15 protein-coding genes are annotated in these 21,494 nt (G+C 65.0%); 7 read left to right on the top strand and 8 right to left on the bottom strand.

What is annotated here, in order from left to right; genetic code table 11:
• Positions 1–70 precede the first annotated feature (70 nt).
• Both ACSSV4_RS13970 and ACSSV4_RS13965 read left to right on the top strand, forming a co-directional pair.
• Positions 71–556, top strand: coding sequence for a flavodoxin family protein (locus tag ACSSV4_RS13970; protein ID WP_454275742.1), 486 nt, complete (start codon positions 71–73; stop codon positions 554–556).
• A 153-nt stretch (positions 557–709) separates the two neighbouring features.
• Positions 710–1,384 (top strand): cyclic nucleotide-binding domain-containing protein, encoded by a 675-nt coding sequence (locus tag ACSSV4_RS13965; RefSeq protein WP_454275741.1) that lies wholly within the window; start codon positions 710–712, stop codon positions 1,382–1,384.
• Between the two features lie 54 nt (positions 1,385–1,438).
• Here ACSSV4_RS13965 and ACSSV4_RS13960 read toward each other — a convergent pair whose 3' ends face one another.
• On the bottom strand, positions 1,439–4,579 hold the full coding sequence (locus ACSSV4_RS13960; RefSeq protein WP_454275740.1) for an ATP-binding protein: 3,141 nt from the start codon (positions 4,577–4,579) through the stop codon (positions 1,439–1,441).
• Between the two features lie 139 nt (positions 4,580–4,718).
• Between ACSSV4_RS13960 and ACSSV4_RS13955 the strand changes: the two genes are divergently transcribed.
• A complete protein-coding gene (locus ACSSV4_RS13955) occupies positions 4,719–6,182 on the top strand; it encodes a hypothetical protein (RefSeq protein ID WP_454275739.1) in 1,464 nt (487 codons plus the stop codon).
• 8 nt (positions 6,183–6,190) lie between these two features.
• Positions 6,191–10,381 (top strand): GMC family oxidoreductase N-terminal domain-containing protein, encoded by a 4,191-nt coding sequence (locus ACSSV4_RS13950; RefSeq protein ID WP_454275738.1) that lies wholly within the window; start codon positions 6,191–6,193, stop codon positions 10,379–10,381.
• Here the strand turns inward: ACSSV4_RS13950 and ACSSV4_RS13945 are convergent.
• Both ACSSV4_RS13945 and ACSSV4_RS13940 read right to left on the bottom strand, forming a co-directional pair.
• Complete coding sequence (locus ACSSV4_RS13945) at positions 10,372–10,761, bottom strand: DUF3307 domain-containing protein (protein ID WP_454275737.1); 390 nt, start codon at positions 10,759–10,761, stop codon at positions 10,372–10,374. The two genes, ACSSV4_RS13950 and ACSSV4_RS13945, sit on opposite strands and share 10 nt — an antisense overlap.
• A complete protein-coding gene (locus ACSSV4_RS13940) occupies positions 10,758–11,462 on the bottom strand; it encodes a Crp/Fnr family transcriptional regulator (RefSeq protein ID WP_454275736.1) in 705 nt (234 codons plus the stop codon). The genes ACSSV4_RS13945 and ACSSV4_RS13940 overlap by 4 nt, the downstream gene beginning before the upstream one ends.
• A 491-nt stretch (positions 11,463–11,953) precedes the next feature.
• Between ACSSV4_RS13940 and ACSSV4_RS13935 the strand changes: the two genes are divergently transcribed.
• Both ACSSV4_RS13935 and ACSSV4_RS13930 read left to right on the top strand, forming a co-directional pair.
• Positions 11,954–13,180 (top strand): ATP-grasp domain-containing protein, encoded by a 1,227-nt coding sequence (locus tag ACSSV4_RS13935; RefSeq protein WP_454275735.1) that lies wholly within the window; start codon positions 11,954–11,956, stop codon positions 13,178–13,180.
• 21 nt (positions 13,181–13,201) lie between these two features.
• Positions 13,202–15,223 carry a hypothetical protein gene (locus ACSSV4_RS13930; protein ID WP_454275734.1) on the top strand — a complete coding sequence of 674 codons (2,022 nt, stop codon included), beginning with the start codon at positions 13,202–13,204 and terminating at the stop codon, positions 15,221–15,223.
• 43 nt (positions 15,224–15,266) lie between these two features.
• On the opposite strand, the gene ACSSV4_RS13925 is transcribed toward ACSSV4_RS13930, so the two are convergent.
• The 5 genes from ACSSV4_RS13925 to ACSSV4_RS13905 all read right to left on the bottom strand — a co-directional run bounded on the left by ACSSV4_RS13925 (position 15,267) and on the right by ACSSV4_RS13905 (position 20,853).
• On the bottom strand, positions 15,267–16,934 hold the full coding sequence (locus ACSSV4_RS13925) for an amidohydrolase (RefSeq protein ID WP_454275733.1): 1,668 nt from the start codon (positions 16,932–16,934) through the stop codon (positions 15,267–15,269).
• A 79-nt stretch (positions 16,935–17,013) separates the two neighbouring features.
• Positions 17,014–18,039, bottom strand: coding sequence for an ABC transporter substrate-binding protein (locus ACSSV4_RS13920; protein ID WP_454275732.1), 1,026 nt, complete (start codon positions 18,037–18,039; stop codon positions 17,014–17,016).
• Between the two features lie 25 nt (positions 18,040–18,064).
• A complete protein-coding gene (locus tag ACSSV4_RS13915; protein WP_454275731.1) occupies positions 18,065–18,868 on the bottom strand; it encodes an ABC transporter permease in 804 nt (267 codons plus the stop codon).
• Positions 18,861–19,772 carry an ABC transporter permease gene (locus ACSSV4_RS13910; RefSeq protein ID WP_454275730.1) on the bottom strand — a complete coding sequence of 304 codons (912 nt, stop codon included), beginning with the start codon at positions 19,770–19,772 and terminating at the stop codon, positions 18,861–18,863. The genes ACSSV4_RS13915 and ACSSV4_RS13910 overlap by 8 nt, the downstream gene beginning before the upstream one ends.
• 4 nt (positions 19,773–19,776) lie before the next feature.
• A complete protein-coding gene (locus ACSSV4_RS13905) occupies positions 19,777–20,853 on the bottom strand; it encodes an ABC transporter ATP-binding protein (RefSeq protein WP_454275729.1) in 1,077 nt (358 codons plus the stop codon).
• Between the two features lie 31 nt (positions 20,854–20,884).
• Here ACSSV4_RS13905 and ACSSV4_RS13900 point away from each other — a divergent pair, with 31 nt between their 5' ends.
• Positions 20,885–21,187 (top strand): DUF3780 domain-containing protein, encoded by a 303-nt coding sequence (locus tag ACSSV4_RS13900; RefSeq protein WP_454275728.1) that lies wholly within the window; start codon positions 20,885–20,887, stop codon positions 21,185–21,187.
• Positions 21,188–21,494 lie beyond the last annotated feature (307 nt).

Raw genomic sequence — 21,494 nt, 5'->3', positions numbered from 1 at the left:
ATCCGGAAACCCGGCCGCGCCTCTGGCGATGGCTGTGGTCACGCGGTGCAATCGCCGCTAGTTTGCCCGAATGGCAAAGCTTCTCATTGTGTATCATTCGCGCACCGGCGGCAGCCAACAGATGGCGCAGGCCGCCTTCGAGGGGGCCCGGGAAGAGACCGAGACCTCCCTGAAACCCGCCGAGCAGGCCGGGCCGGATGATCTGCTGGGTGCCAATGGCTATCTCTTCTGTGCGCCCGAAAATCTGGCCGCGCTGTCCGGCGTGATGAAGGACTTTTTCGATCGGTGCTACTACCCCGTGCTGGGCCGGATCGAGGGACGCGCCTATGCCCAGATGATCTGCGCCGGGTCGGATGGCGAAAACGCCGCCCGCCAGGCCGCCCGGATCGCGCGGGGCTGGCGGTTGCGCGCGGTTCAGGAACCGCTGATCCTCTGCACCCATGCCCAGACACCCGAGGCGATCCTTGCCCCGAAGTCGATCCCCGACGCGGACTTGGCGCAATGTCGCGAAGTCGGTCAGGCTCTGGCCGCCGGGCTGGCGATGGGGATGTTCTGACAGGGAATGGCCGATCGTGATGGCGGCCGTCCGAAGTCCCGCGCGATTCGGTTCGAATGGGCCCCCGAGGGGTCCGGGCGCAGAGGCCAGGGCGGTGTTTCCAATCCAATCCGGCACGCTGTAAGCTACGACTGAACCGCAGGGATTTACCGCATGTCTCTCACGCTCTCCTTTCTCGCATCGGTCAAGCTGCTGGCCATCCTCGCGGTGACGTTCCAGTTGCTGGGGCTGATGACACGCAACGAGTTGTGGCTGCGGTTGCTCTTGCTGACCGGCACGTTCTTCTACATCGGCTACTATCTCATGGTCGGTCCAGCCCCGCTCTGGGAGGCGGTCTTTGCCAGCAGCTTGCTCGCGCTCGCCAATATCTACGCGTTGACCTTCGTCCTGCTGGATCGTTCCACCTTGTGGATGAGCGCGGAACGTCGCGCGCTGTTCCGGCATTTCCCGACCCTGAACCCGGGACAATTCCGGCGGATCATGCGACACGCCACTTGCTCAGTCATTCAGCAGGATACGACGATCTGTCGGCAGGGCGAGGTTCCCGACCGGCTTGTCCTCTCTCTCGAAGGCGAGGGTAACCTGCAACGCAACGGCAAGACCTCGCGGCTGGTGCCGGTGCGCTTCATCGGCGAGATGTCCTTTCTGCGCGGCGGCGATTACGGCGCGAATGCCAACGTCAGCCTGCGCGCCGGAAGCCGCGTCGTGATGTGGGACCGCGTGCAGCTTCGGCGGCAGATGGATGACAACATCTCCCTCGCCAATGCGCTGACCGCCCTGTTCAACCGCGATCTACTGGAAAAGCTCGATCGAAGCTGGCCAGAGTGACGCCCGGACGGCCTCCGCCGCCGTTCCGATCCCGGCACGATGCGGTCGGCAGGATCAGAGAACCTTCTGCGCAAGTTCGACCAGTGCAGGCACCTCCTGCGCGCGAAAAACGTCCAGCGCGCGCCGGATGCGGTCGCGGCCCTTGCGCCCGGCCAGAAGCCCGCGCCCAAAATCGACACGCGCGCCATGCAGGCCATGGCCGCCATCGAAATCGCGCTCAAGCTCGTCATAGGCGGCGCTTGCAAGGGCTTTCGCCTTGAGCCGCAGCCTGACCGCCGCGGGGAGTTCGTGCAAGGCCAGCCGCGGTTGCGGCAACGGCGCGGGCAGAAGGCCCGCCACCGTCAGGAAAGATTCCGCACGTTTGATGAGATATTGCTGGCGCAGGCCCCATTCGCAGCCCGAGCGGACAAGCGCGTCGGTCCGCGCCAATGCGCCGAGCGCCTCGCGGATGCGCCCCTGCGAGAACAGGCTGCCGGCCGCATAAAAAACCGCGATGATCGCCATCGTGGTGTCGCCCGCGTCCAGCCGGGTATCCGACAGCCTGCGCAACTCCTCCGCCGTCATCGCAGGCGTTCCCAGCATCAATGTGGCCCCGGCATGGAAGGCCTGGGCGGTGGTATAATCCATCGTGCCGGGGATCGCGTTGCGCATGGCCTCGGCGGCAAAGCCCCGGGTGGCCTCGTATTCCTCGACCATCGCCGTGATCGAGGCCATGATCCAGCCGCCGAAGGCCCGCGCCCGGACATCGTCGTGCTCGCGGCCATAGGCGAGGATCTCGGCGGCCAGGGCGCGCGCTCGGGGAACCTCCCCGTCCTGCCGCCAGAAGGCGGCCATCTCGTAGAGCCGCATTTGCGCCATATGCGGATCGGCCCCCGAATGAGCATAGGCGCGGGTTTCCTCGAACAGCCGTTGCAGGTCCTCGCGGCGGGCCCCGTCGGGTCCGTCGTTCAGGATATCCATGCGCACGGTGCGGGCCATCGCGAGCGCGTTCGCGTCGCCGGTCTGCTCGGCCAGCGTCAACGTGTCCGTGATCGCCTGTTCCGCCTCGATGAGACAGCCTTGCTGATTGAACGCCTTGGCATTCAGCATCAGCACGACCAGATAGGCATGGTCCTGCGCCTGGCCTTGAAGCCGTGGCAAATGCCGGGCCGCCACGTCCGAGAGCTTGCTCCAACGCCCGGCCACGTCCAGAACCCGGCAGAAGATGGTGACGAAATCGGCGAACACCACGTCGGTCATCGCGTCCGCACCCCCGCTGTCAAGCGCGGCATCGGCGCGGTCGAGATGGTCGAGGCACACATCGAGCGCATAGACCCGCCACGCCGCCTGCGCCGCGTGCACATTGTAGAGCGCGGCGCGCCGCCAGTCGCCGGCACGGTCGAAATGATAGGCGAGATCGGGCGTCAGGTCGTCGCTCTCATCGCGGGCATCAGCGGCCAGGAGAATCTCTCCGGCGTGTCGGTGCAACTCGCAGGCCTGGCTATCAGTGATGCTGTCGCGGATCGCATTCTGGAACAGCACATGGGAAAACCGCAGGGCCTGACCCGGCTGCACCCGATCGACAAGATGCATCTCTGCGGCGCGGCTCAGAATCGCCTCGAGCGGGGTGTCCCCCGTTGCAATGCGGTCGAGCCAGGCGGGCCGGACTTCGCGGCCGAGGATCGCCGCTTGCCGCAGAAACGCCTTGTCGGGCGCGGGCAGGGTATCGAAACGGCTAAAGATCAGATTCTGGATCATTCCGATGCCCGAGGCCCGTGGCAGGGCGTCCAGCGTCCCTGCGCCATTGGCCCCGATATGGCGCATCAGTTCTTCGGCGAAGAGCGGGTTGCCCTCACTCTGACGGAAGATGACGCGCGCCACAGCGGATTTGTCGGCGATCTCGGGCTGCGCGACCTCGAGCATCCGCGTCACATCCGCTTCGGTCAGCGGTGCCAGGCGCGCCTCGTCCCAGGGCGGCTGGTGCGGCGCGCTATCCCGGCTTGTCGTCAGCAGGCGCAGCTCCGGCGGCGCCTCGTCCAACATCTCGTGCAGCACCTCACGGCTGACCGGGTCGATCCAGTGCATGTCCTCGATCACCAGCCGCCGGGCCGGATCGCAGGCAAGTCGGCGCACTGCCTGTGCGATATGGCGACGGGTCCGCACGGCCTCGCCGGTGTCCTGATCTGCGTCCCGGTCGTGCGCGGTCTCAAGCGTCTGCCCCCCGGTCAGAAGCCGGATCAGGCCGGCATCGGCAGCACCGGTCAGATCGGTCAGCCAAGGCGCGAAATCCGGTGTCGCCATCACCCCGTCATGCCGGGCCGCCGCGCGCAGCAGCCCCAGCACGGGGCGCAGCGGTGAGGCCTGATCCGCCGCGCGGCATTTGCCGTAATGCACTGCGACACCGTCAGGCAGATGCCCGAGGGCCTGCCGGACGAGCCGCGACTTGCCGATGCCCGCAGGCCCCGACACCCAGAGCGCGCCATCGTCCCCGGCCCTCCCCTGCAACCAGCGGGTCAGGCGGGCCAGCGGCTCGGCGCGGCCCACGAACACGCCGGAATTGCGCGCGATGCGGATGTCGAGGGAATCCTCGGTGCTCCGGATCCGGTGGACGCGAAACAGCCGTTGCGGGGTCTTGAAGCCCTTGAGTGAGTAGGTGCCGCAGTCCTCGATCTCGGCGAGGCCCGACAATTCGTCGGCGACCGCCTCCGAGCACCAGACCTCGTTCGGTGTGGCGACGGATTGCAGACGTGCCGCGAGGTTCACCGCACTGCCCAGGGCATTGACCCTCGACTGCCCGCTGAACCGGGTTTCCGAGACAAGAACCTCGCCCGCTGCAAGACCGATCCGCACACGCGGCTCTACCCCGCAGGTTACGGCGATCTCGGCATTGCGAGTGCCGAGACGATCGAGAATCTGCAGGGCTGCACGCCCGGCCGAGAGCGTCGCATTTTCAACGGCGACCGGCGCACCGAAGAGCACGAACACGCTGTCACCGGCATATTCGATGAAATGCCCGCCATGCGACTCGATGATCTCGACCGCCGTTTCCAGCACATCCTCGAACATCGCAAAAGCGCGTTCCACGCCCAGTGCCTCGGTGATGCCGGTTGAATCCACCAGATCCAGCATCAGACTCGCGACCCAGCGCTTTTCGCCCGCATTGTCCGTCACGTCAGTTTGCCCGTCAATGATCGGCCCCGTTCTCAAAAACGCCATGCCTTTCCATGTGAGCCGATGACCCGCGATGCGGCTGTCCGATGCAGCCACAGGATGACCTGAAATGTTTGTTGTTCCAAAGGTATACCAATGGTACCATTCGATAAAGGTTTTATGCTGACCTGCCGCATCCATACATGTGGCCGATTTTGAAAAGGCCGGGGCGATTTCGATCAAGGCAACGATTATCCTGTCGGATCTGCATGCCGGAGCAGAGGAAAGCCTGCTTAGTGTGATTGGTGATGATGGCACCGTTGACCCACGCTCAAAAAGCAACACCACCACCCGCTTTGCCGACGCGATACGGACGACGCTTACTGCATTGTCGGGCGCGGACGCGCATGACCTCGTGATCCTGGGCGATGCGCTCGACCTGTCTCTCGCCCCGCCGCAGGTGGCGGCGGGGGTCTTCGGGGGTTTCATGGCGGCGCTGCCGCCGCAGATGCTGGGCGGGCAGATGTCCTTTTTGCCGGGCAATCACGATCACGCACTGTGGACCGCGCAGCGCTATGCCACCGGTCCCGGATCGCCGGTCGAGGCCGATCACTGGGCGCATGTCACCCCGGCCTTTGCCGCGCAGGCCACGCGGACGGGCAGTGCCACGCTCAACGCGCTGATGCCACCGGGCAGCGCGACGGTGGTGACGTATTATCCCAATCAGGGGCTGGGGCCGGTGACGGTCGGAAAAGAGCGCCGCGCCGTCATGCTGCATCACGGCCATTTCATCGAATCCGCCTACAAGCTGATGACGCGGCTCTGCGCGACGCTCTCGGGCGAACCCGCCCCGGCGATGACGGCGGAGACGCTGGAGACCGTGAACGGAAGCTGGATCGACTTCGCCTGGTCCAGCTTTGGCGATACCGGGCCGCTCGGGCGTCAGATCGCGCGGGCGGAGGAAATGCTTGTCACCGGCGGCGGCGCGCATGTGATGCAGGACCGGATGGCGGCGGCCCTGGCGCGGATGCTGCAATCGAGCCTGCCGCTGCCGCATGCGGCGCAGGTATCGGAAACGCTGCTGCAGCTTGCGCGCGGCCTCGTCGACAGTTTTGTCGGCAGCTATTCGGAAATGGAGCGGTTCAGCTATACCGCGTTCCTGTCGCGCGCATCAACGCAGGGGCTATGTGCCTATATCGACCAAGTGGTCGCCGACCAGATGCGCCGGGAACTCGACAGCGCGCCCGACGACATGCGCCTGTCCTTCATCTTCGGACACACGCACAAGCCCTTTGCCGATGCGCTTGTGACCGAGAGCTTTGCGCGGCCCGTCACGGTCTACAATACCGGCGGATGGGTGCTCGATACCGAGTTGATGAGCTCCGTCGAAGGTGCGGCGCTGGCCTTTGTCGATGCGCAGATGAACACCGCGCTGCTGACGCTTTATTCCCTTGGCGGCGACGGGCTTTTGCAAAAGCCCGCCGTGTCCTCCGCGGACCCGGTCGCCGATGCCGACAACCCGATGCTGTCAGCTCTGCACGACGCCGTCACCAGCGCCGACACCGAATGGGATGCCTTCCGCGACGCGGTACAGGCCGATCTTGCGGCCAAGCAGGCCATGTATCTGCGCCGCGCCAGGGATGGCGAAACCCGGGGAGGGGCCGCATGAGCATCCACATGACGCGCATATCCACCAAGCTGGCCGAGGCGCGCAAGGGGACGGACCCCGATCTCGGCACCACCTATGACGTCATCGTCATCGGCTCGGGCTATGGCGGGGCGATCTCAGCGCAGATGCTGACCGAGGCGGGGCAATCGGTCCTGCTGCTGGAGCGCGGTCGCGAGATCCTGCCCGGCGCGTATCCCCGCGACCTGCAAGCCGCCACGCGTGAAACCCAGATCATCACGGCCAAGGGCGGGCGGCTGACCGACACCAACGGGATGCTAGATCTGCGCATCGCCAAGGATATGAGCGTGGTGGTCGGCTGCGGTCTTGGCGGCACCTCGCTGATCAACGCGAATGTCGCGCTGCCTGCCGACCGGCGGGTGTTCGACCAGACGGATGCGGCGGGGCGCAAGCTCTGGCCCAAGGCCTACCAGACATGCGGCAAGGCCTGGGACGACGGCGACAAGGCCAACAACATGCCCAACGCCTACAAGGCCGCGCATCACGGGCTCGGCTCGACCCCCCTGCCCGAGCATTACGACCTGCCCAAGCTGCGCGCGTTGGAGCAATCGGCCAAGGCGCTGAACCAGCCGTTCCAGCGGCCCCCGATCAACGTCACCTTCGAGAACGGCTGCAATGCCTTCGGCAATCCGCAGGCCGCCTGCACGCTCTGCGGCGATTGTTGCGGCGGCTGCAATTACGGAGCCAAGAACACCACGCTGATGAACTACCTGCCGCACGCGGCGGCCAATGGCGCGGTGATCGTGACCGAGGCCGAGGTCAGCACCGTGACGCAAGGAGAGGATGGCACATGGCGGGTGCGCGCGGCGGCGTTCGGTCAGCCCGCCAGCACTGGCCTCGATCTCAAGGCGCGGCGCGTGGTGCTGGCGGCGGGCACGCTGGGCTCGACCGAGATCCTGATGCGCTCGGCCAGGGCGGGGCTGCCGGTGGCGCAGACAGCGCTCGGCAAGGGGTTTTCCGGTAATGGCGACGTGCTGGCCTTCGGTTTCGATGCCAATATCACCGGCTCGGGCGCGGCGCAGACGACGCCGACCGATCCGCCGCCGCTGCACAGCATCGGCGCAGGCGCGCATGCCCCCACCGGACGAGATGGCGGCCCCTACCGGCCCGGCCCCTGCATCGCGGGCACCATCCGGGTGGACATGGATGAGCAGAACCCGCTGCGCGACGGCGTGCTGATCGAGGAGGGTGTCGCCCCTGGCGCCCTGTCGATGATCTATCCGGCGATCTTTTTCGGCGATGACGTGACCACGGCCAGCCTGACGCGCTTTTCCGACGCGACGCGGCGCCTGCAGGACATCGCCACGCTGGGCAACGACCTGATGGCGGGCGAGGGGCTGGCGGGGCTGTCCTATTCCGGGGCCACCGCGCGGATGCAATCCTACCTTCTGATGTCGCATGACGATGCGGGCGGGCAGATCGTCCTGGATGACCGCGACCCCGACCATCCCGCTCCGGTCACCGTGTGCTGGCCGGATGCGGGAAAGCAGTTTCCGTTCCCGCGCGACAATGAAATTCTGCGTCAGGCCAGCGACGGGATCGAAGCCAATTATCTGCCCAACCCGATCTGGAGCGAGCCCTATGGCTGGAAGCTGGTCACCACGCATCCCGTGGGTGGCTGCCGCATGGCCGACGACCCCGGGGACGGCGTCGTCGATGCCGACTGCCGGGTCTATACCGGCGAGGGCACGCAGGTGCATGAGGGGCTGATGGTCTGCGACGGGGCGGTGATCGCGTCCTCGCTGGGGGTCAATCCACTCCTGACGATCTCGGCCATCACGATCCGGGCCATGAATGAGCTGATCGCGCGGGAGGGCTGGCAGACAAAACCGATGAAGCCCGCGCAATCGGCCCGCCTCGACAACACCCCGCCAAAGGCACCGCCCTCGCCGATGGCAACTGCCGCACGGGATATCGAAAAGGCAATCAAGGTGCTGGAGGACTGGGTGACCGGCATCGGCACCGAGCCCGAGACGGTGCGCAAGGAGTTGCGCAAACGTATTGAGAGCCTCTTTGCGGGGCTGGGAAAATGGACACGGCGGGGACTGGATGCCGCCACATGGACCGCCTTCGAAACCGCCGACATGAGCGGCGACATCGGTCCTGCGCTAAGCCTGCTGGCCGGGTATCTCCAGCGTGCGCGCGAGGTTTTGCTATCCGGCAAGTCGGAGGCGAAGATCGCCCGCGATCTGGTCGCTCTGATCACCGAAATCGCCGGGGAGTTCCCGCCGGGGCTGGCCTTCAGCGAGGAAATGGAGGGCGCGCTGAGCGAGGTGCGCGAGAGCCGCCCGCACCCGATCTCGGACGCCTACGCCATCGCCGCGCGCGAAGGGACGGTTGCAGGGTATGGCATTGACGGGCAGTTCGTGATCAGCACCACCGATATCGAGCGCATGCTGGCACAGGATTGCGACCATGAGGCGGTGCTGTCGGGCAGCGTCGTCCTGACCGATCCGGCCGGCAAGGCTGAGACACAGCATTTCACCAAGGCGACATTCCAACTGTTGCGGCGGGACGCCGCCGAGGTCGCATCCTGGTTGATGGTCTATGACGGCGATCTGGACTCCGGCGCGCATTTTCACGGGGTCAAGACGCTGCGCCGCCGCGCGGACAGCAACTGGTGGACCGACCTGACGACGCTCGATGTCGATCTCACCCGCCCCGGTCAGCCCGCCTTGCGCGGGCGGATGACGCTGGGGGTGCAGGACCTCGTCAAACAGGCGCAGACGGTGCATGGCACGATGGCCAGCGATGCCACGCTGACCGGGCTTGCCTGGGACGTGCTGCGCCGAATCGGCTGGGGCGACCTGTTTTGGCTGGTAAAGCAGCCCGATTTCCTCAATCGCGCGATCCGCTACGCCATCGCGAATTACGGCATGCAAAGCGGCAGCCCTGGGGCGCAGGCCCTGACCGCCCTGGGCGGGATGCAAGGGGCGGAATTCTTTGGTCGGCTGATCTTCGAGGTCTATGGCGGCTTGCCCGCCTATCTCTACAATTTTCCCGCGCGCAACGCGCCGCCCGATCCGATGCCACCGCTTGCCGGGGTCCCGTCAGAGACCGTGACACATGTCACCGCCGATGGCGCCCCGATCCGCCTGACCCGCTTTCAGGGCGGCACGAAGGGCCCGGTGATCGTGGCCAACGGGTTCGGGTTTCGCGGCATGGGGTTCGCGATGAACACCTATCCGGAGGGGCAGGACCAGTCGCTTGTCGGGATGCTGGCGGCTGCGGGCTATGACGTCTGGATATTTGACCACCGCGCCAGCCCCGCCAACGACATGCCGGGTGCCCCCCCGGCGGTGAATTACACCATCGACGACATCGCGGCCACCGACTGGCCCTGGGCGGTCGAGACCGTTCTGGACCGGACCAAGGCCGGGGATGTGCAGCTTCTGGTGCATTGCCTCGGCGCGCTTACCGCGATGATGTCGCTGATGGGCGGATATACCGCCCGTGTCCGCAACATGATCGTCAGCCAGTTCAGCGTGCATCCCGTCACAAGCTGGTTCAACCAGATGAAGGCCGACACGCATTTTGCGCAGCTTCTGCATGGCGACGCCGAGAGCGGCATGGCGGCGGCGCTGGCGGCGATGACCGGCAACCCGGTGATCGAGAGACTGGCCGAGCCGCGCGACCTGTTTGACCTGAGCACACGCGTGCCCCCGGCAGGTTCGATGCCGCAACAGGCGCAACTCGACGCCGCGATCGACGCGCTGGTCTATTCCGTGCCCTTCCCGACCGGCGAGTCCTGCAACAGCCCGACCTGCCACCGCGTCTTCGGCGTGTTCGGTCCGGTCTATAACCACGACCAGCTCAACGCCGCGACGCATGACGCGCTCAATCAGGTGGTTGGCCCGGTGGCGACCTGGCCGTTCGTGCAACTGTCGCGGATCATGCAGCGGGGCCGCGCGGTAAGCGCCAGCGGCAAGGACATCTATTTCGACGACCCGACGCGGCTCGATTTCCCGATCCATTTCATCTCGGGCGAGATGAACCAGCTGGTCCTGCCATCGACCACGCTGCGCACCCAGAGATGGCTCAAGGCCGCGCTGCCCAAGTCGCAGGCACGGTTCACCCGTCGGGTCTATCGCGGCTACGGGCACATGGATTGCCTTGTCGGGCGCGATGCCGGGCGCGATGTGATCCCCGATCTCATCGCCTGGCTCGACGCTCAGGGCTGAGCGGCGAGAACCACCCCGCACAGCATCGCCAGATAGGTCACCTGATGCGCCGCCTGATCGAGCCCCAGAAAATGCCAATATGCGCTGTCGCGGTCGTCGATGCCGCGCCGCGCCACGATCCGCGCCTTGGCCCAGTCGATATGATAATGCACCACTACCTCAGCGATCGCGAGTGCGGCGACAAGCCCGGGCCGGACCGGGGCCGCCAGCCACAGCACGGGCAGGCTCAGCAGCCCGTGCAGCCCCGCATGGACCAGCCCGCCGGGATGGCCATAGCGCCCCTTGGTCTCGGCCATCCACAGCGTCTGCCACTGGAAATCGGCGAGATAATGCTTGACCTGAAACAGCGCCAGAGTCGCAAGGACCATGACCGCGGTCACGGCTGACCCACCTGCGCCGACAGCTGTGCATTCGCGCGCATCAGCTTGCGCCCGGTATCGCGGCTCATGCCGTTCTCAAGCAGGATCCGGAAATCGGGATCGCGTGCCGTGAGGCGGCGCAGCGACGCCCCCGAGATCACGAACAGCCGCGACGGCGATGCGATCCGCACGGTGGCCGATGCCTCCCCCTCCGCGAGCACGTTCATCTCGCCCACCAGTCCGGACTCGGTGATGCCGATCTTCCGACCGCCAGACCAGACCTGCGCGCCACCCGTCGCGAGATAGTACATGTTGACAACGGGCTGCCCCTCTTCGGTCAGCACCGCGCCCTCCTCGGCATCCATCCACGTGCCCCGGTTCAGGAACCGGCGGGCAATGGGGGGCGGCATGTCGGGAAAGACGTGCCGCAGCATGGCCTGTTCCTCGGCGGTGAACCGCACGCGGCCGTTCATGTAGGCCAGCCGCGCAATGCCCATGAGGCTGATGACGATCCACGACACCTGAATGATCGCCGAGGACATGTTGAACGCCACAGTGAGGCTGATGAGAACCAGGCTCGAGGCGCAGAGGTTCAGCACCGCATAGGCATAGCCGCTGCCCCGCAGGAGGCCGACCTGAAGAAGTGCATAGGAGGTCAGGTAGACCACCACGCCCGCGAGCCCGGCGGCATTGAACGCCGCTTCGGTCGTGAAATGTTTCATGCCCATTGCCCCTTGCGCCTGTGCCATCCCTACACGGCATGGCCGCGAGGTCAAAAGACGAATTCGGCTTCGGGATCAAAGCGGACGGGCATGAAACCTCGACAACAGGCGATGCGATGACCGGCGAGCGCCGCGACGTTAGGGGGCGACCCTCGTTGACGTGATGCCGATTCATGTTTAGTATTTTCGAAATACCATGAGCGGGATTTTTTGGGCCGCTCCGCTCACGCTCGGATCGACCGCATCCGGAGATTATGAGCAGTGCAAAAGCTGAAAATGGTCACTCTGCAACAAAACGCCTAGCCTGTTTAGGGTCATGGGTCTTGCAATTTTACTTAGATATGCTAATTAAATTGTATGACATGAAGCACTTTCCCAGCGCCAAAGGTGCCGTCGGACCCTTGGGTCACCTGCGGCACCTGGTCCACCGACGCACGTCCTTTTGGCCCCGGCGCGCGCTTCTCTTCCAGACATCTTGTGAAAGGCCAACAATGACCGAAAAGAATCCTGACAAGGGCTATGTGGCGATCCTCGGCTGGTCGCTGAACGCGATCGACGCCATCGACCGATTTGACAGGCGCTATGTGATCGTCGCGCCATCCTGGGCCGAAGAGTACGCCAAGGCCAATGACATCCCCTTCATCCCGTGGGATTTCGACCGGCTCAACGAACGCTCTCACGAGATCGCGCAAGTCCTCAAGGACGAGGGCTGCGACGTGGCCATCCCGCTTTACGAAGAGACCGTCGAATGGGCCGGGGCGATCAACTCCGTGCTGCTCGACAATCCGCGCCTTCTGGGCCAGTCGATGCTGTTTCGCGACAAGTCGCTGATGAAGCGCCGTGCGCAGCTCGCGGGCATTCGCGTGGGCATTTTCGAGGAGGCCGACAACCATGCCGATGTGGTGCGCTTTCTCAAGCGGGTGAATCAGACGCTGCTCAAGCTCGAGGGCGATCCCGACGACCCGATCCATTTCAAGGCCTTCGACAAGGCGGGCTGCCTCGGGCACCGCACCATCCGCACTGTCGAGGATGTCGATTCGATCTCGAACGACGAGTTTCCGGCCCTGCTCGAAAGCCATCTCGACGGCTGGGAATTCGCGGTGGAGGCCTGGATCAAGGACGGCAAGATCCAGTTTCTCAACATCTCGGAATACGTGTCGCTCGGTTATTCGGTCTTCGTGCCCGCGACGCCGGAACTTGAATCCTGGCGACCCAGAATCGAGGCCGAGATCAACAAGCTGATCAAGGCGTTCGACATCGACTTCGGCTTCATCCACCCGGAATATTTCGTGACCAGCGACGGCACGATGTATTTCGGCGAGGTCGCCTATCGGCCGCCCGGCTTCAACGCGCTGGAACTGATCGAGCGGGCTTACGGCTTCGACGGCTATCAGGGGATCGTGCTGGCCTTCGATCCCAAGACCACGCAGGAGGAGCTTGACGCCTTCTTCCCGACTCCGGTCGAAGACGCCAAGGGCCATGCCGGCTGTTTCGGGGCCTATCCGCGCCGTCGGGTGGTCGAGCGGATGGAAATCCCCGAGGCGACGGCACAGGATTCCTATTTCGAATTTCACGAACTGGCCCAGCCGATGGAGCAGAAGGTGACAAAGCGCACCGCCTTCGGTACCCATTGGGGGCTGGTGTATTTCTTTGGTGAGGATCCGCACCGGCTGCGCGATCTTCTCAAGGCACAGGAAGAGCTGGATTTCTATGTTTGACCATATCGCAGAGGGTCTCTGATGTACGGCGCCGATCAGGCGGGCGAGGCGGATCGCCTCGCCGCCACACTTGAAGGGCCGCTGACCCATCTCGATCAGGCCCGCCCCTTCGCCAAGCCGCGTTTTCAGGCGCAGGTTCTGGATGTGGCGGGGCGCATGATGGCCGTGCCCGGCGGGCTGGAGCGGCTGCACGCACTGGCCCCGCGCATGGATGCGGCCGGGCTGTTTGCCGGGTCCGACTGGGATGCGCCCGCCAACCTGCTGCCGGGCCTCGTGGGCGGCACGCTCGAGCATGGCGCGCCCGCCTTGGTCGCCGCCGAGGCGGTGAGCCTGCTGCGCCTGCTTGCCGTCACCAAGGGCGAGACCGAGCATCCGCATATCCATGCCGCCGCCGCCCGGCGCTTCCTGACACAGGTGCTCGCCCTCAATATGCGGCGGTTTTTCGGCACCACGGACGAGGCCGCGCGCGAGGCGGGCGCAAGACAGGCCACGATCAATGCGCTGTTCAAATATCTGGCCGAGCATGTCGGCTTTCAGGATGTGCTGGGAGAATTGGTCGACGAGATCTGGCGCATCCTGCGGCAGCGCCCTGTACAGGTGGCGCATGTCAAGGACATGATCGCACAGATGTCGATGACGCTTGCCGAACGCGGCGGCGAGATCGGTGACCGGCGTCTTGGGGCCGACCGTCTGGTCTCGGCGCTGTTCGGCCCGACCTCCGCCTGCATGGGCGATCCGGGCCTCGACATCTATCTCGACCGCCTGACCGTGATGGACGAGACCGACCTGCGCCACGAGGCGCAGGGGCTTGCACGGGCGATGCACGATACCGGCCTCGTGTCGGATTACCACGCCGCCTTTCTGACCTGGGTGCTGGATACCGAGCACGATGGCATGGTCGCGGACACGCTCGGCCTCGGCACCACGGGCCGTGATTGTCTGCAACACCATCGCGGCCTTGTCATCGAACTCATCCGCCGCGCGGTGCGACCTGCAACGGCGCAGGCGCTTTACGGCATGTCACTGATGCTCGACCGGGGCATCCTGCATCATGCCCCGATCGCCCCGGCCCTGCGTCGGCAACTCGCACTGGAGCCCTGCCCCGCCGTCGCCGAGCGCCTGTCGATGGCCGGATTGAACGCGGCACCGCCCGCCGACCTGCTGCTGGCGGGCTGCATCCAGGTTCTCGGCCTGCCTCTGGGCGTGGGGCAAGGCGCGAACCCGACCTGCCAATCGGCCCGCGCCATCGCGATGTGGGCGCAGAACGATCCCGACTACCTGCTGCATCTGGTGGCACAGGCGGCACATGTCGACACGGTGATGATGCATTTCGAGGGCAGCGCGATCAACGCCGCCGATCTGCCTGCGGGGCTCGCCATGGGCGCGCCGCTCGATGCCGATCCCGTCTCGGTCGTACTGGTGCCGCATCTCGACCGGATCTATGCCGAGATGGGCCGTCTGTGTGCCGCGCGCAACGACGATCCGCATATCTGGATCAACCCGGAATTTCATGGCTGGTGGGTGGGCCGCGCCTGCGCCGTGGCGGTCGATGTGCCGACCGGGGCGCTCGCGGGGATAGAGGATTTCATCGCCCGCTTTCACACCGCCTATCATCCCGATTACAATGGCGGCGAACCGGTCATCCACCCGCAGCCCGCAGGTATTGCGGCCACCGATGCCGCCGCGCGTTTCGTCGGCTGGCATGCCATCACAATCCTGCGCGTGGTGCCTGATCGCGCGGGCGAAATGCGGGTCTATTTCTACAATCCCAACAACGATTCAGGGCAGGATTGGGGCGACGGCGCGGTGGTCTCGACGCACGGGGCCGGTGAGCGGTTCGGCGAGGCCTCGCTGCCCTTCGAGACCTTCGCCTCGCGTCTATATCTCTTTCACGAGGACGGGATGCGCCCGGCGGCCACAAACCGCCCGCCACAAGAGGTTCTGGAACGGGTGGCGCTGCAGGCGCGTCGGACATGGGCCGCCGGGCGACAGGAGATCAGCGGCGAAGCCATCTCGCGCCTTGCGGCCACCGAGTCGACCTGAGCAAGCGCAGCCCATCGTCCAGGGCGGCGCAGATCAGGGCGACTCATGCCTCCCAGGTGATCCGGCCGCCGCACAGGGTGAGCGCGGCACGTGCCCGGTCGAGGCGGTCAGGCTCCATCGCCTCGAGATCGTGGGACATCACCGCGATATCGGCCATCATGCCCGCACGCAGCATGCCCTTGCGGTGCTCGTTGAATTCCAGCCAGGCGTTGTCGGCGGTATAGCTTTGCAGCGTGTCGATCAGGCTCTGGCTCTGATCTTGCCACAGCGCGCCGAGATCAACGGGGGCGACCGCCGCCTTGACGCTCGGCATCACCTCGACGCCGATCACCGGCCAGTCGGTGGAAAAGCACAGTCGCGGCGCATGCGCGCGCAGATCGCGCCACGCGAAGCTGAGCGGGATCTGGTCTGCGTGCAAGAGAGCCGACATGCCACCGGGCGGAAAAATGCCGCCAAAGGGCGCGTGACCGGGCTGCATTGAGGCCACCACGCCAAGCGTGCCGAAGCGCGGCAGATCGTCGGGATGCAGCACCTCGATATGTTCGACCCGGTGGCGTGCGTCGCGGACACCGTTGGCGTCCCGCGCCGCCTCGTAGCCGTCGAGCGTGCGGCGGATCGCCAGATCGCCGATGGCATGGGTGGCGATCTGGAGCCCCATCGCGTCGGCGCGGATGCAGGCGGCGTTGAAATGCTCGGGCTCGAACACCGCGTCGCCGATATGGTCGGTGCCGGGATAGGGACGCAGCATCAGCGCCGTGCGGCTTTCGGTGACACCGTCCATGAACATCTTGACCCGGTTGCACCAGACCATGTCACCGGCGTAGCGGCGGCGCATCTCCTCGGCCTCCTCGAAGCGGTCGAGCGGGTCGAAGCTCTTGTAATGGAACGGCACCTCGGTGCGGCACAAAAGCGTGCCCTCGTCTTCCATCTCGGACAGCAGTTCGAGCTGATAGAGATTGCCGTCCATGTTGTGCAGCCCGGTGATGCCGTGGCTGGCGCAATGTTTCATGCCGCGCGCGATCGCAGCCTTGTCGAGCGCGCGCTCGGCCGCCGTCGCGGGCGGCTCTGGGTTGGCACCGGTGATCAGCCCCATCATGTCGCGCCCGGCATGGCGGGTGAGGCGCAGCACCGGCGCATAGGCGGAGGGCTCCTGCAATTCGCCGGTGGCGAGCCCGGCCTCGCCCATGACGATCTGCGCGCCCTTGTCCACCGGCCCGCCCCGCAGCACGCCCGCTGCCTCGAGCGCTTTGGTGTTGGCCCAGATGGTGTGGTGATCGGGGGCGAACATGGCGAAGGGGCGGTCGGGCAGAACCCTGTCGAGATCGTGACGGGTGGTCTGCCGCCCCTCGCCCAGGATGGCGTAATCGGCCTGCACGGCAAAGACCACGCGGTCGTCGGGGCACGCAGCGGCCCAGGCGCGCACCTTGTCGCGCAGCGCGTCCTCGTCGCCGACCCCGTGGAGATCGAGATAACCCAGTTCCACCGAACCGCCGAACAGATGCACATGGCTGTCGATGAAGCCCGGCAGCACCGTGGCCCCGCCCGCATCCAGCACCCGCGTGCCCGGACCGGCCAGCGCCCTGATCTCGGAGGTAGAGCCCACCGCGGCGATGGTGCCGCCGGAAATCGCCAGTGCCTCGGCGCGCAGGCGGTCGGGATCGAAGGTGATGAGACGGCCGTTGAGGATCACGGTTTCGGGCGTCTGCGCCATGATGGGCCTCGCGTGGGGTTGATTGACTGGGAAGAAATTAATTGCGCGGCCCGCACCGAACGGGCCGCGCGAGAGGCGCTTACTTTTTCACCTCGGTCCAGATCGCGCTGTAGATCTTCTGCACATCGGGCGGGCAGGTCCGGGCGATGTAGCCCGCATCGGCAAGCTCGTCCGGGATCATCACTTCGGGGGCCTTGGCCATGACTTCGTCCATGTACTCGCCAGAGCCGTCAATGCCGTTGGCATAGCGTGCGAAGTTTGACAGCATGGCGGCGTTTTCCGGCTCCATGATGAAGTTGAGGAACAGCTTCGCGTTCTCGACATTCTGCGCATCGGCGAGGATTGCGGCATTGTCCATCCAGATCGGGAACCCCTCTTGCGGGTAGCCGAAGGCGATATCCTCGTTCAGCAGGCGCGAGCGCAGCGACGCCCCGTTCCAGTTGACCCCGGCGGCCAGGTCACCCGCAGCGAATTTCTCGACATTGCCATAGGCCATCGACAGCCAGTGCTGCTTGGCCTCGACCACCTTGTCGCGGACCTTTTCCAGCACCTCGCGATCACCTGTGCACTGATCGCCGCCCATGTAATGGATCGCCATGCCCATCACGTCGTTCATCTCGGGGACGACGTTGATCTTGCCGCGCAACTCCTCGGGCGGATCGAAGATCACTGCGGCGGTGTTGATGTCGCCGTCATAGACCGACGTGTCGACGGTGACGCCCACGGTGCCCCATTGCCACGGCACCGAATATTCGCGGCCCGGGTCGAACTCCACATCGACCCAGCGGTCGTTCATATGCTCGAAATTCTCCATCTCGTTGGGGTTGGACTTCATCAAGAGCCCCTCGCCGACGAAAATCGGGATATAGGTCCCCGAGGGCACCACGATGTCAAAGCCATGTCCGCCGGCCTTGATCTTGGCGAGCGCGGTGTCGTTGCTGTCATAGTCGGTGATGGTCACCGCGACATCGTGTTCCTTCTCGAACTTCTCGATCATTTCAGGGCTGGTGTAGTTGCCCCAGTTGTAGATGTTGAGCTCACCTTCGGCCGAGGCGCCGCCGCCGGCAAGGGCCAGTGCGGTCGTGGTGGCAAGGATGCGTCTCATGGGTAGTCCTCCTGTTGGGTAGGGTTTATGTGCGCTTGCGGCTAAGTAGGAAAAAGCCGGTCACCAGAATAACAGAGATGGCCAGAAGCGCGGTGGAAATCGCGTTGATCTCGGGGGTGATCACCCGCCGGAGCTGTCCCAGCATGTAGGTGGGCAGGGTATCCTGTCCGGCGGATTTGACGAATTCGGTGATCACCACATCGTCAAGCGAAATTACGAAAGCCAGCATCGCCCCCGCGAGGATGCCGGGGAAAAGCTGCGGCAGGGTGATGCGGCGAAAGACCTGAAAGGGCGTGCCGTAAAGATCGGCCGCCGCCTGTTCAAGGCTGAGATCCATGCCCTGCAACCGGGCGCGGATCGGCATATAAGCGAACGGCAGGCAAAAGGCGGCATGGGCGAGGATGAGATAGCCCAGCCCGGTATAGCCGGTCCAGACCTTGATCAGCGCGAAGAAGATCAGGAGTGCCACGGCGGTGACGATCTCGGGCACCATCAGCGGCTGGTTGATCAGCGCAAAGGCCAGGGTCTGGCCGCGCCAGGGGGTGGTGCGGGTGGTCGCGAGTGCCGCCAGCACCGCCGCCGTGGTGGCGACACCCGAGGCCGAGATGGCCACCACCAGTGAGCGTATCGTGGCGGCCTGCACCTTATCATTGTCCCAGGCCGAGACATACCAGCGCCAGGAGAAGCCTTCCCAGATCGCGATCGATTCACCCGCGTTGAAGGAATAGATCACCAGCAGGATGATCGGCAGGTAGAGCACCACGAAGCAGAAAAGTGCCACCGTGGTGAAGCCGGGCTGTCGGCGCACGTCGAAGCCGCGTCTAGACATGACGCTCTCCCTCACGCCCGATGGCACGCACATAAAACAGCAGCGCCACCGTCACGATCACCAGCAGGGTGAGCGACAGGGCGGCCCCAAGCGGCCAGTTGCGCAGCTGTCCGAATTGCAGCTCGATCAGGTTGCCCAGCATCAATTGCTTGCCGCCGCCCAGAACCCGCGGCGTCACATACGCGCCCAGGCAGGGCACGAAGACGAGGATCGACCCCGCCACGACGCCGGGCTTGACCAGCGGAAAGATGATCTTGCGCAGCACTGCGATCCGCGTGGCGTAAAGATCATAGGCGGCCTCCACGAGGTTGAAATCCAGCCGCTCCATCGAGGCGTAGATCGGCAGGATCATCAGCGGCAGGTAGACATAGGTCATCCCCAGAAGCAGCGAGAATTCGGTGAACAGCATCTGGATCGGCTGGTCGATCACCCCGAGCCAGATCAGCACCGTGTTGAGCGTGCCCTGGTTGCGGATCAGTTCCATGATCGCAAAGGTGCGGATCAGCAGGTTGGTCCAGAACGGGATCATGATCAGCAGCATCCACACGTCCCGCTGCCCGCGCGGCCGGGTGGCGATGAAATAGGCGGTGGGAAAGCCGAAGAGGAAGGCCAGGATCATGGTCAGGATCGACAGCTTCACCGAACGCCACAGGACGGACAGATGCGCATCTGCCAGTTGCAGCTCGCCGCTGAAGAAGTCGCGCTCCACCACCACGTTCATCCAGGCATCGGTCGAGAATTCCCAGACCACCCCGCCGTAATCGCCGGGGGTGAGGAAGGAATAGACCAGCACGATCAACAAGGGACCGGTGGCCGCAACCAGCAGGATCAGCATGGCCGGGGCCAGCAGAAGCGCGCGGGTCTGGCGGGTGCGCCGGGTGCGGGCGGTGGCGAGATCGGTCATGGCCTCAGTCCCTCAGCACCTGGCCGACGCCCGCCGCAAAGCGCACGCCCACGGTGTCGCCCTCCTGCCAATCCTGCGCCTGGCCGGGGGCATTCTGGCGGCGCACGACAAACCGTTCGCCGTCGTCAAGTTCGACGTGGTAATGGGTATCGGTGCCGACATAGATCACGTTGGCCATGCGCCCGGTGAGCAGCGCATCCTCGGGCGCCTCCAGCGTGGCATGCTCGGGCCTCACCGCCATCGTGACCGGACCGCCCGCCGTCGGGCCGCCCTCGGCCGCGCGCGCTGCGATCTCGGCCCCCGAGGCCAGCCTGACCTGCGCCGCATCGCCCGACATGCCCACGAGTTCCGCCTTCAGGAAATTCGTATCGCCGATGAAATCAGCGACAAAACGTTCGGCGGGATGGTCGTAGATATCGCGCGGGCTGCCGATCTGCCGGATTTGACCGGCATTCATTACAGCCAGACGGTCCGACATGGTCAGCGCCTCGTCCTGATCGTGGGTGACGAAGATGAAGGTGATGCCGGTCTCGTTCTGCAAGCGCTTGAGTTCCAGTTGCATGTCCTTTCGCAGCTTGAAGTCGAGCGCCGAGAGCGGCTCGTCGAGAAGCAGCACCTTGGGGCGCGGGGCAAGCGCCCGGGCGAGCGCCACACGCTGCTGTTGGCCGCCCGAGATCTGATCCGTGCGCCGGTCGGCCATCTCGGTCATCTTGACCAGCGCCAGCATCTCCTCGACCGTGGCCGAGATCTCCGCACGGGGTTTCTTCAGCATCTCGAGACCGAAGGCGATGTTTTCCGCGACGGTCATATGCGGAAACAGTGCGTAGGACTGGAACACCGTGTTGACCGGGCGTTCATAGGGCGGGCGGGTGAGCAGGTCCTCGCCATCCAGCGCCACCTTGCCGCGCGTCGGGTCGATGAATCCCGCGATCACCCGCAACAGCGTGGTCTTGCCGCATCCCGACGGGCCGAGAAGGGTGAAGAACTCGTTCGAACTGATCGTGACCGACACGTCATCGAGCGCGGTAAACGCCTCCGTGCCGGACCCGAATATTTTGGTGACGCCCTCAACCTCGATCATATGTCCCGCTATCTGTGCTTGCCTCATCTGTATGGCCAGCAAAAGAGCGGGGCAGCAGAATGTCAACCCGCAGGTCTGCAATGCAAGACATAGGAGCGCAGTTGGTTCTTGCGGAAAAACGCTGGCGCTTCGCCCGGATGAACGTTGGTGGCGCTTTGGCATGACGGCGATGGCCACCAAAACGGTAAAGGACGCCGGTCGCAGCTTGCGGCTCGCCCTTCGACACGCACTTGGAAATGTCGCACAGTGCGATCTGATGCAGCCCCGCGCCAGAAGACAAATCGGGAAGGCCAGCGACCGGCCGACCCTCGACCTTTTTGACGACGAGATCTGAATGAACGAAGTTGCCCCCGTTTCCCTGAAGGATGCGCCCGCCCTCATCGAGGCGGTTTTCCCCGCGCAGAAGGTGTCTTTCGAAGCACAGTTCGAGCGCAAGGCGGTCGCGGACCGAGCTATGCAACCCTAACCCGGTGTCCACGGAACCGGCAGCAGGCCACCTGTCGGACCTCTACCGGAGCAAGATCCGCAACCTGTCGTCAGCGCTGCGTAAGCGGCGGCCACGCCCCATTGATTTTGCACTTGCGCGGCGTCGCGATGGGATGAAGCGGAGGGCGGCCGGTAGCTCGTCAGGGACTACGAGA

It is taken from the genome of Roseovarius sp. MBR-154, from assembly GCF_053628595.1.
Note: the sequence above shows the minus strand (reverse complement) of the source record. Positions and strands in the feature narration are given on the sequence as shown.

Bases quoted from the DNA above. Each gene is read 5' to 3' on its own strand.
- ACSSV4_RS13970 (WP_454275742.1), top strand. From the start codon at position 71: ATGGCAAAGCTTCTCATTGTGTATCATTCGCGCACCGGCGGCAGCCAA.
- ACSSV4_RS13965 (WP_454275741.1), top strand. From the start codon at position 710: ATGTCTCTCACGCTCTCCTTTCTCGCATCGGTCAAGCTGCTGGCCATC.
- ACSSV4_RS13960 (WP_454275740.1), bottom strand. From the start codon at position 4,579: ATGGCGTTTTTGAGAACGGGGCCGATCATTGACGGGCAAACTGACGTG.
- ACSSV4_RS13950 (WP_454275738.1), top strand. From the start codon at position 6,191: ATGACGCGCATATCCACCAAGCTGGCCGAGGCGCGCAAGGGGACGGAC.
- ACSSV4_RS13940 (WP_454275736.1), bottom strand. From the start codon at position 11,462: ATGAAACATTTCACGACCGAAGCGGCGTTCAATGCCGCCGGGCTCGCG.
- ACSSV4_RS13935 (WP_454275735.1), top strand. From the start codon at position 11,954: ATGACCGAAAAGAATCCTGACAAGGGCTATGTGGCGATCCTCGGCTGG.
- ACSSV4_RS13930 (WP_454275734.1), top strand. From the start codon at position 13,202: ATGTACGGCGCCGATCAGGCGGGCGAGGCGGATCGCCTCGCCGCCACA.
- ACSSV4_RS13925 (WP_454275733.1), bottom strand. From the start codon at position 16,934: ATGGCGCAGACGCCCGAAACCGTGATCCTCAACGGCCGTCTCATCACC.
- ACSSV4_RS13920 (WP_454275732.1), bottom strand. From the start codon at position 18,039: ATGAGACGCATCCTTGCCACCACGACCGCACTGGCCCTTGCCGGCGGC.
- ACSSV4_RS13915 (WP_454275731.1), bottom strand. From the start codon at position 18,868: ATGTCTAGACGCGGCTTCGACGTGCGCCGACAGCCCGGCTTCACCACG.
- ACSSV4_RS13910 (WP_454275730.1), bottom strand. From the start codon at position 19,772: ATGACCGATCTCGCCACCGCCCGCACCCGGCGCACCCGCCAGACCCGC.
- ACSSV4_RS13905 (WP_454275729.1), bottom strand. From the start codon at position 20,853: ATGATCGAGGTTGAGGGCGTCACCAAAATATTCGGGTCCGGCACGGAG.
- ACSSV4_RS13900 (WP_454275728.1), top strand. From the start codon at position 20,885: ATGGCCAGCAAAAGAGCGGGGCAGCAGAATGTCAACCCGCAGGTCTGC.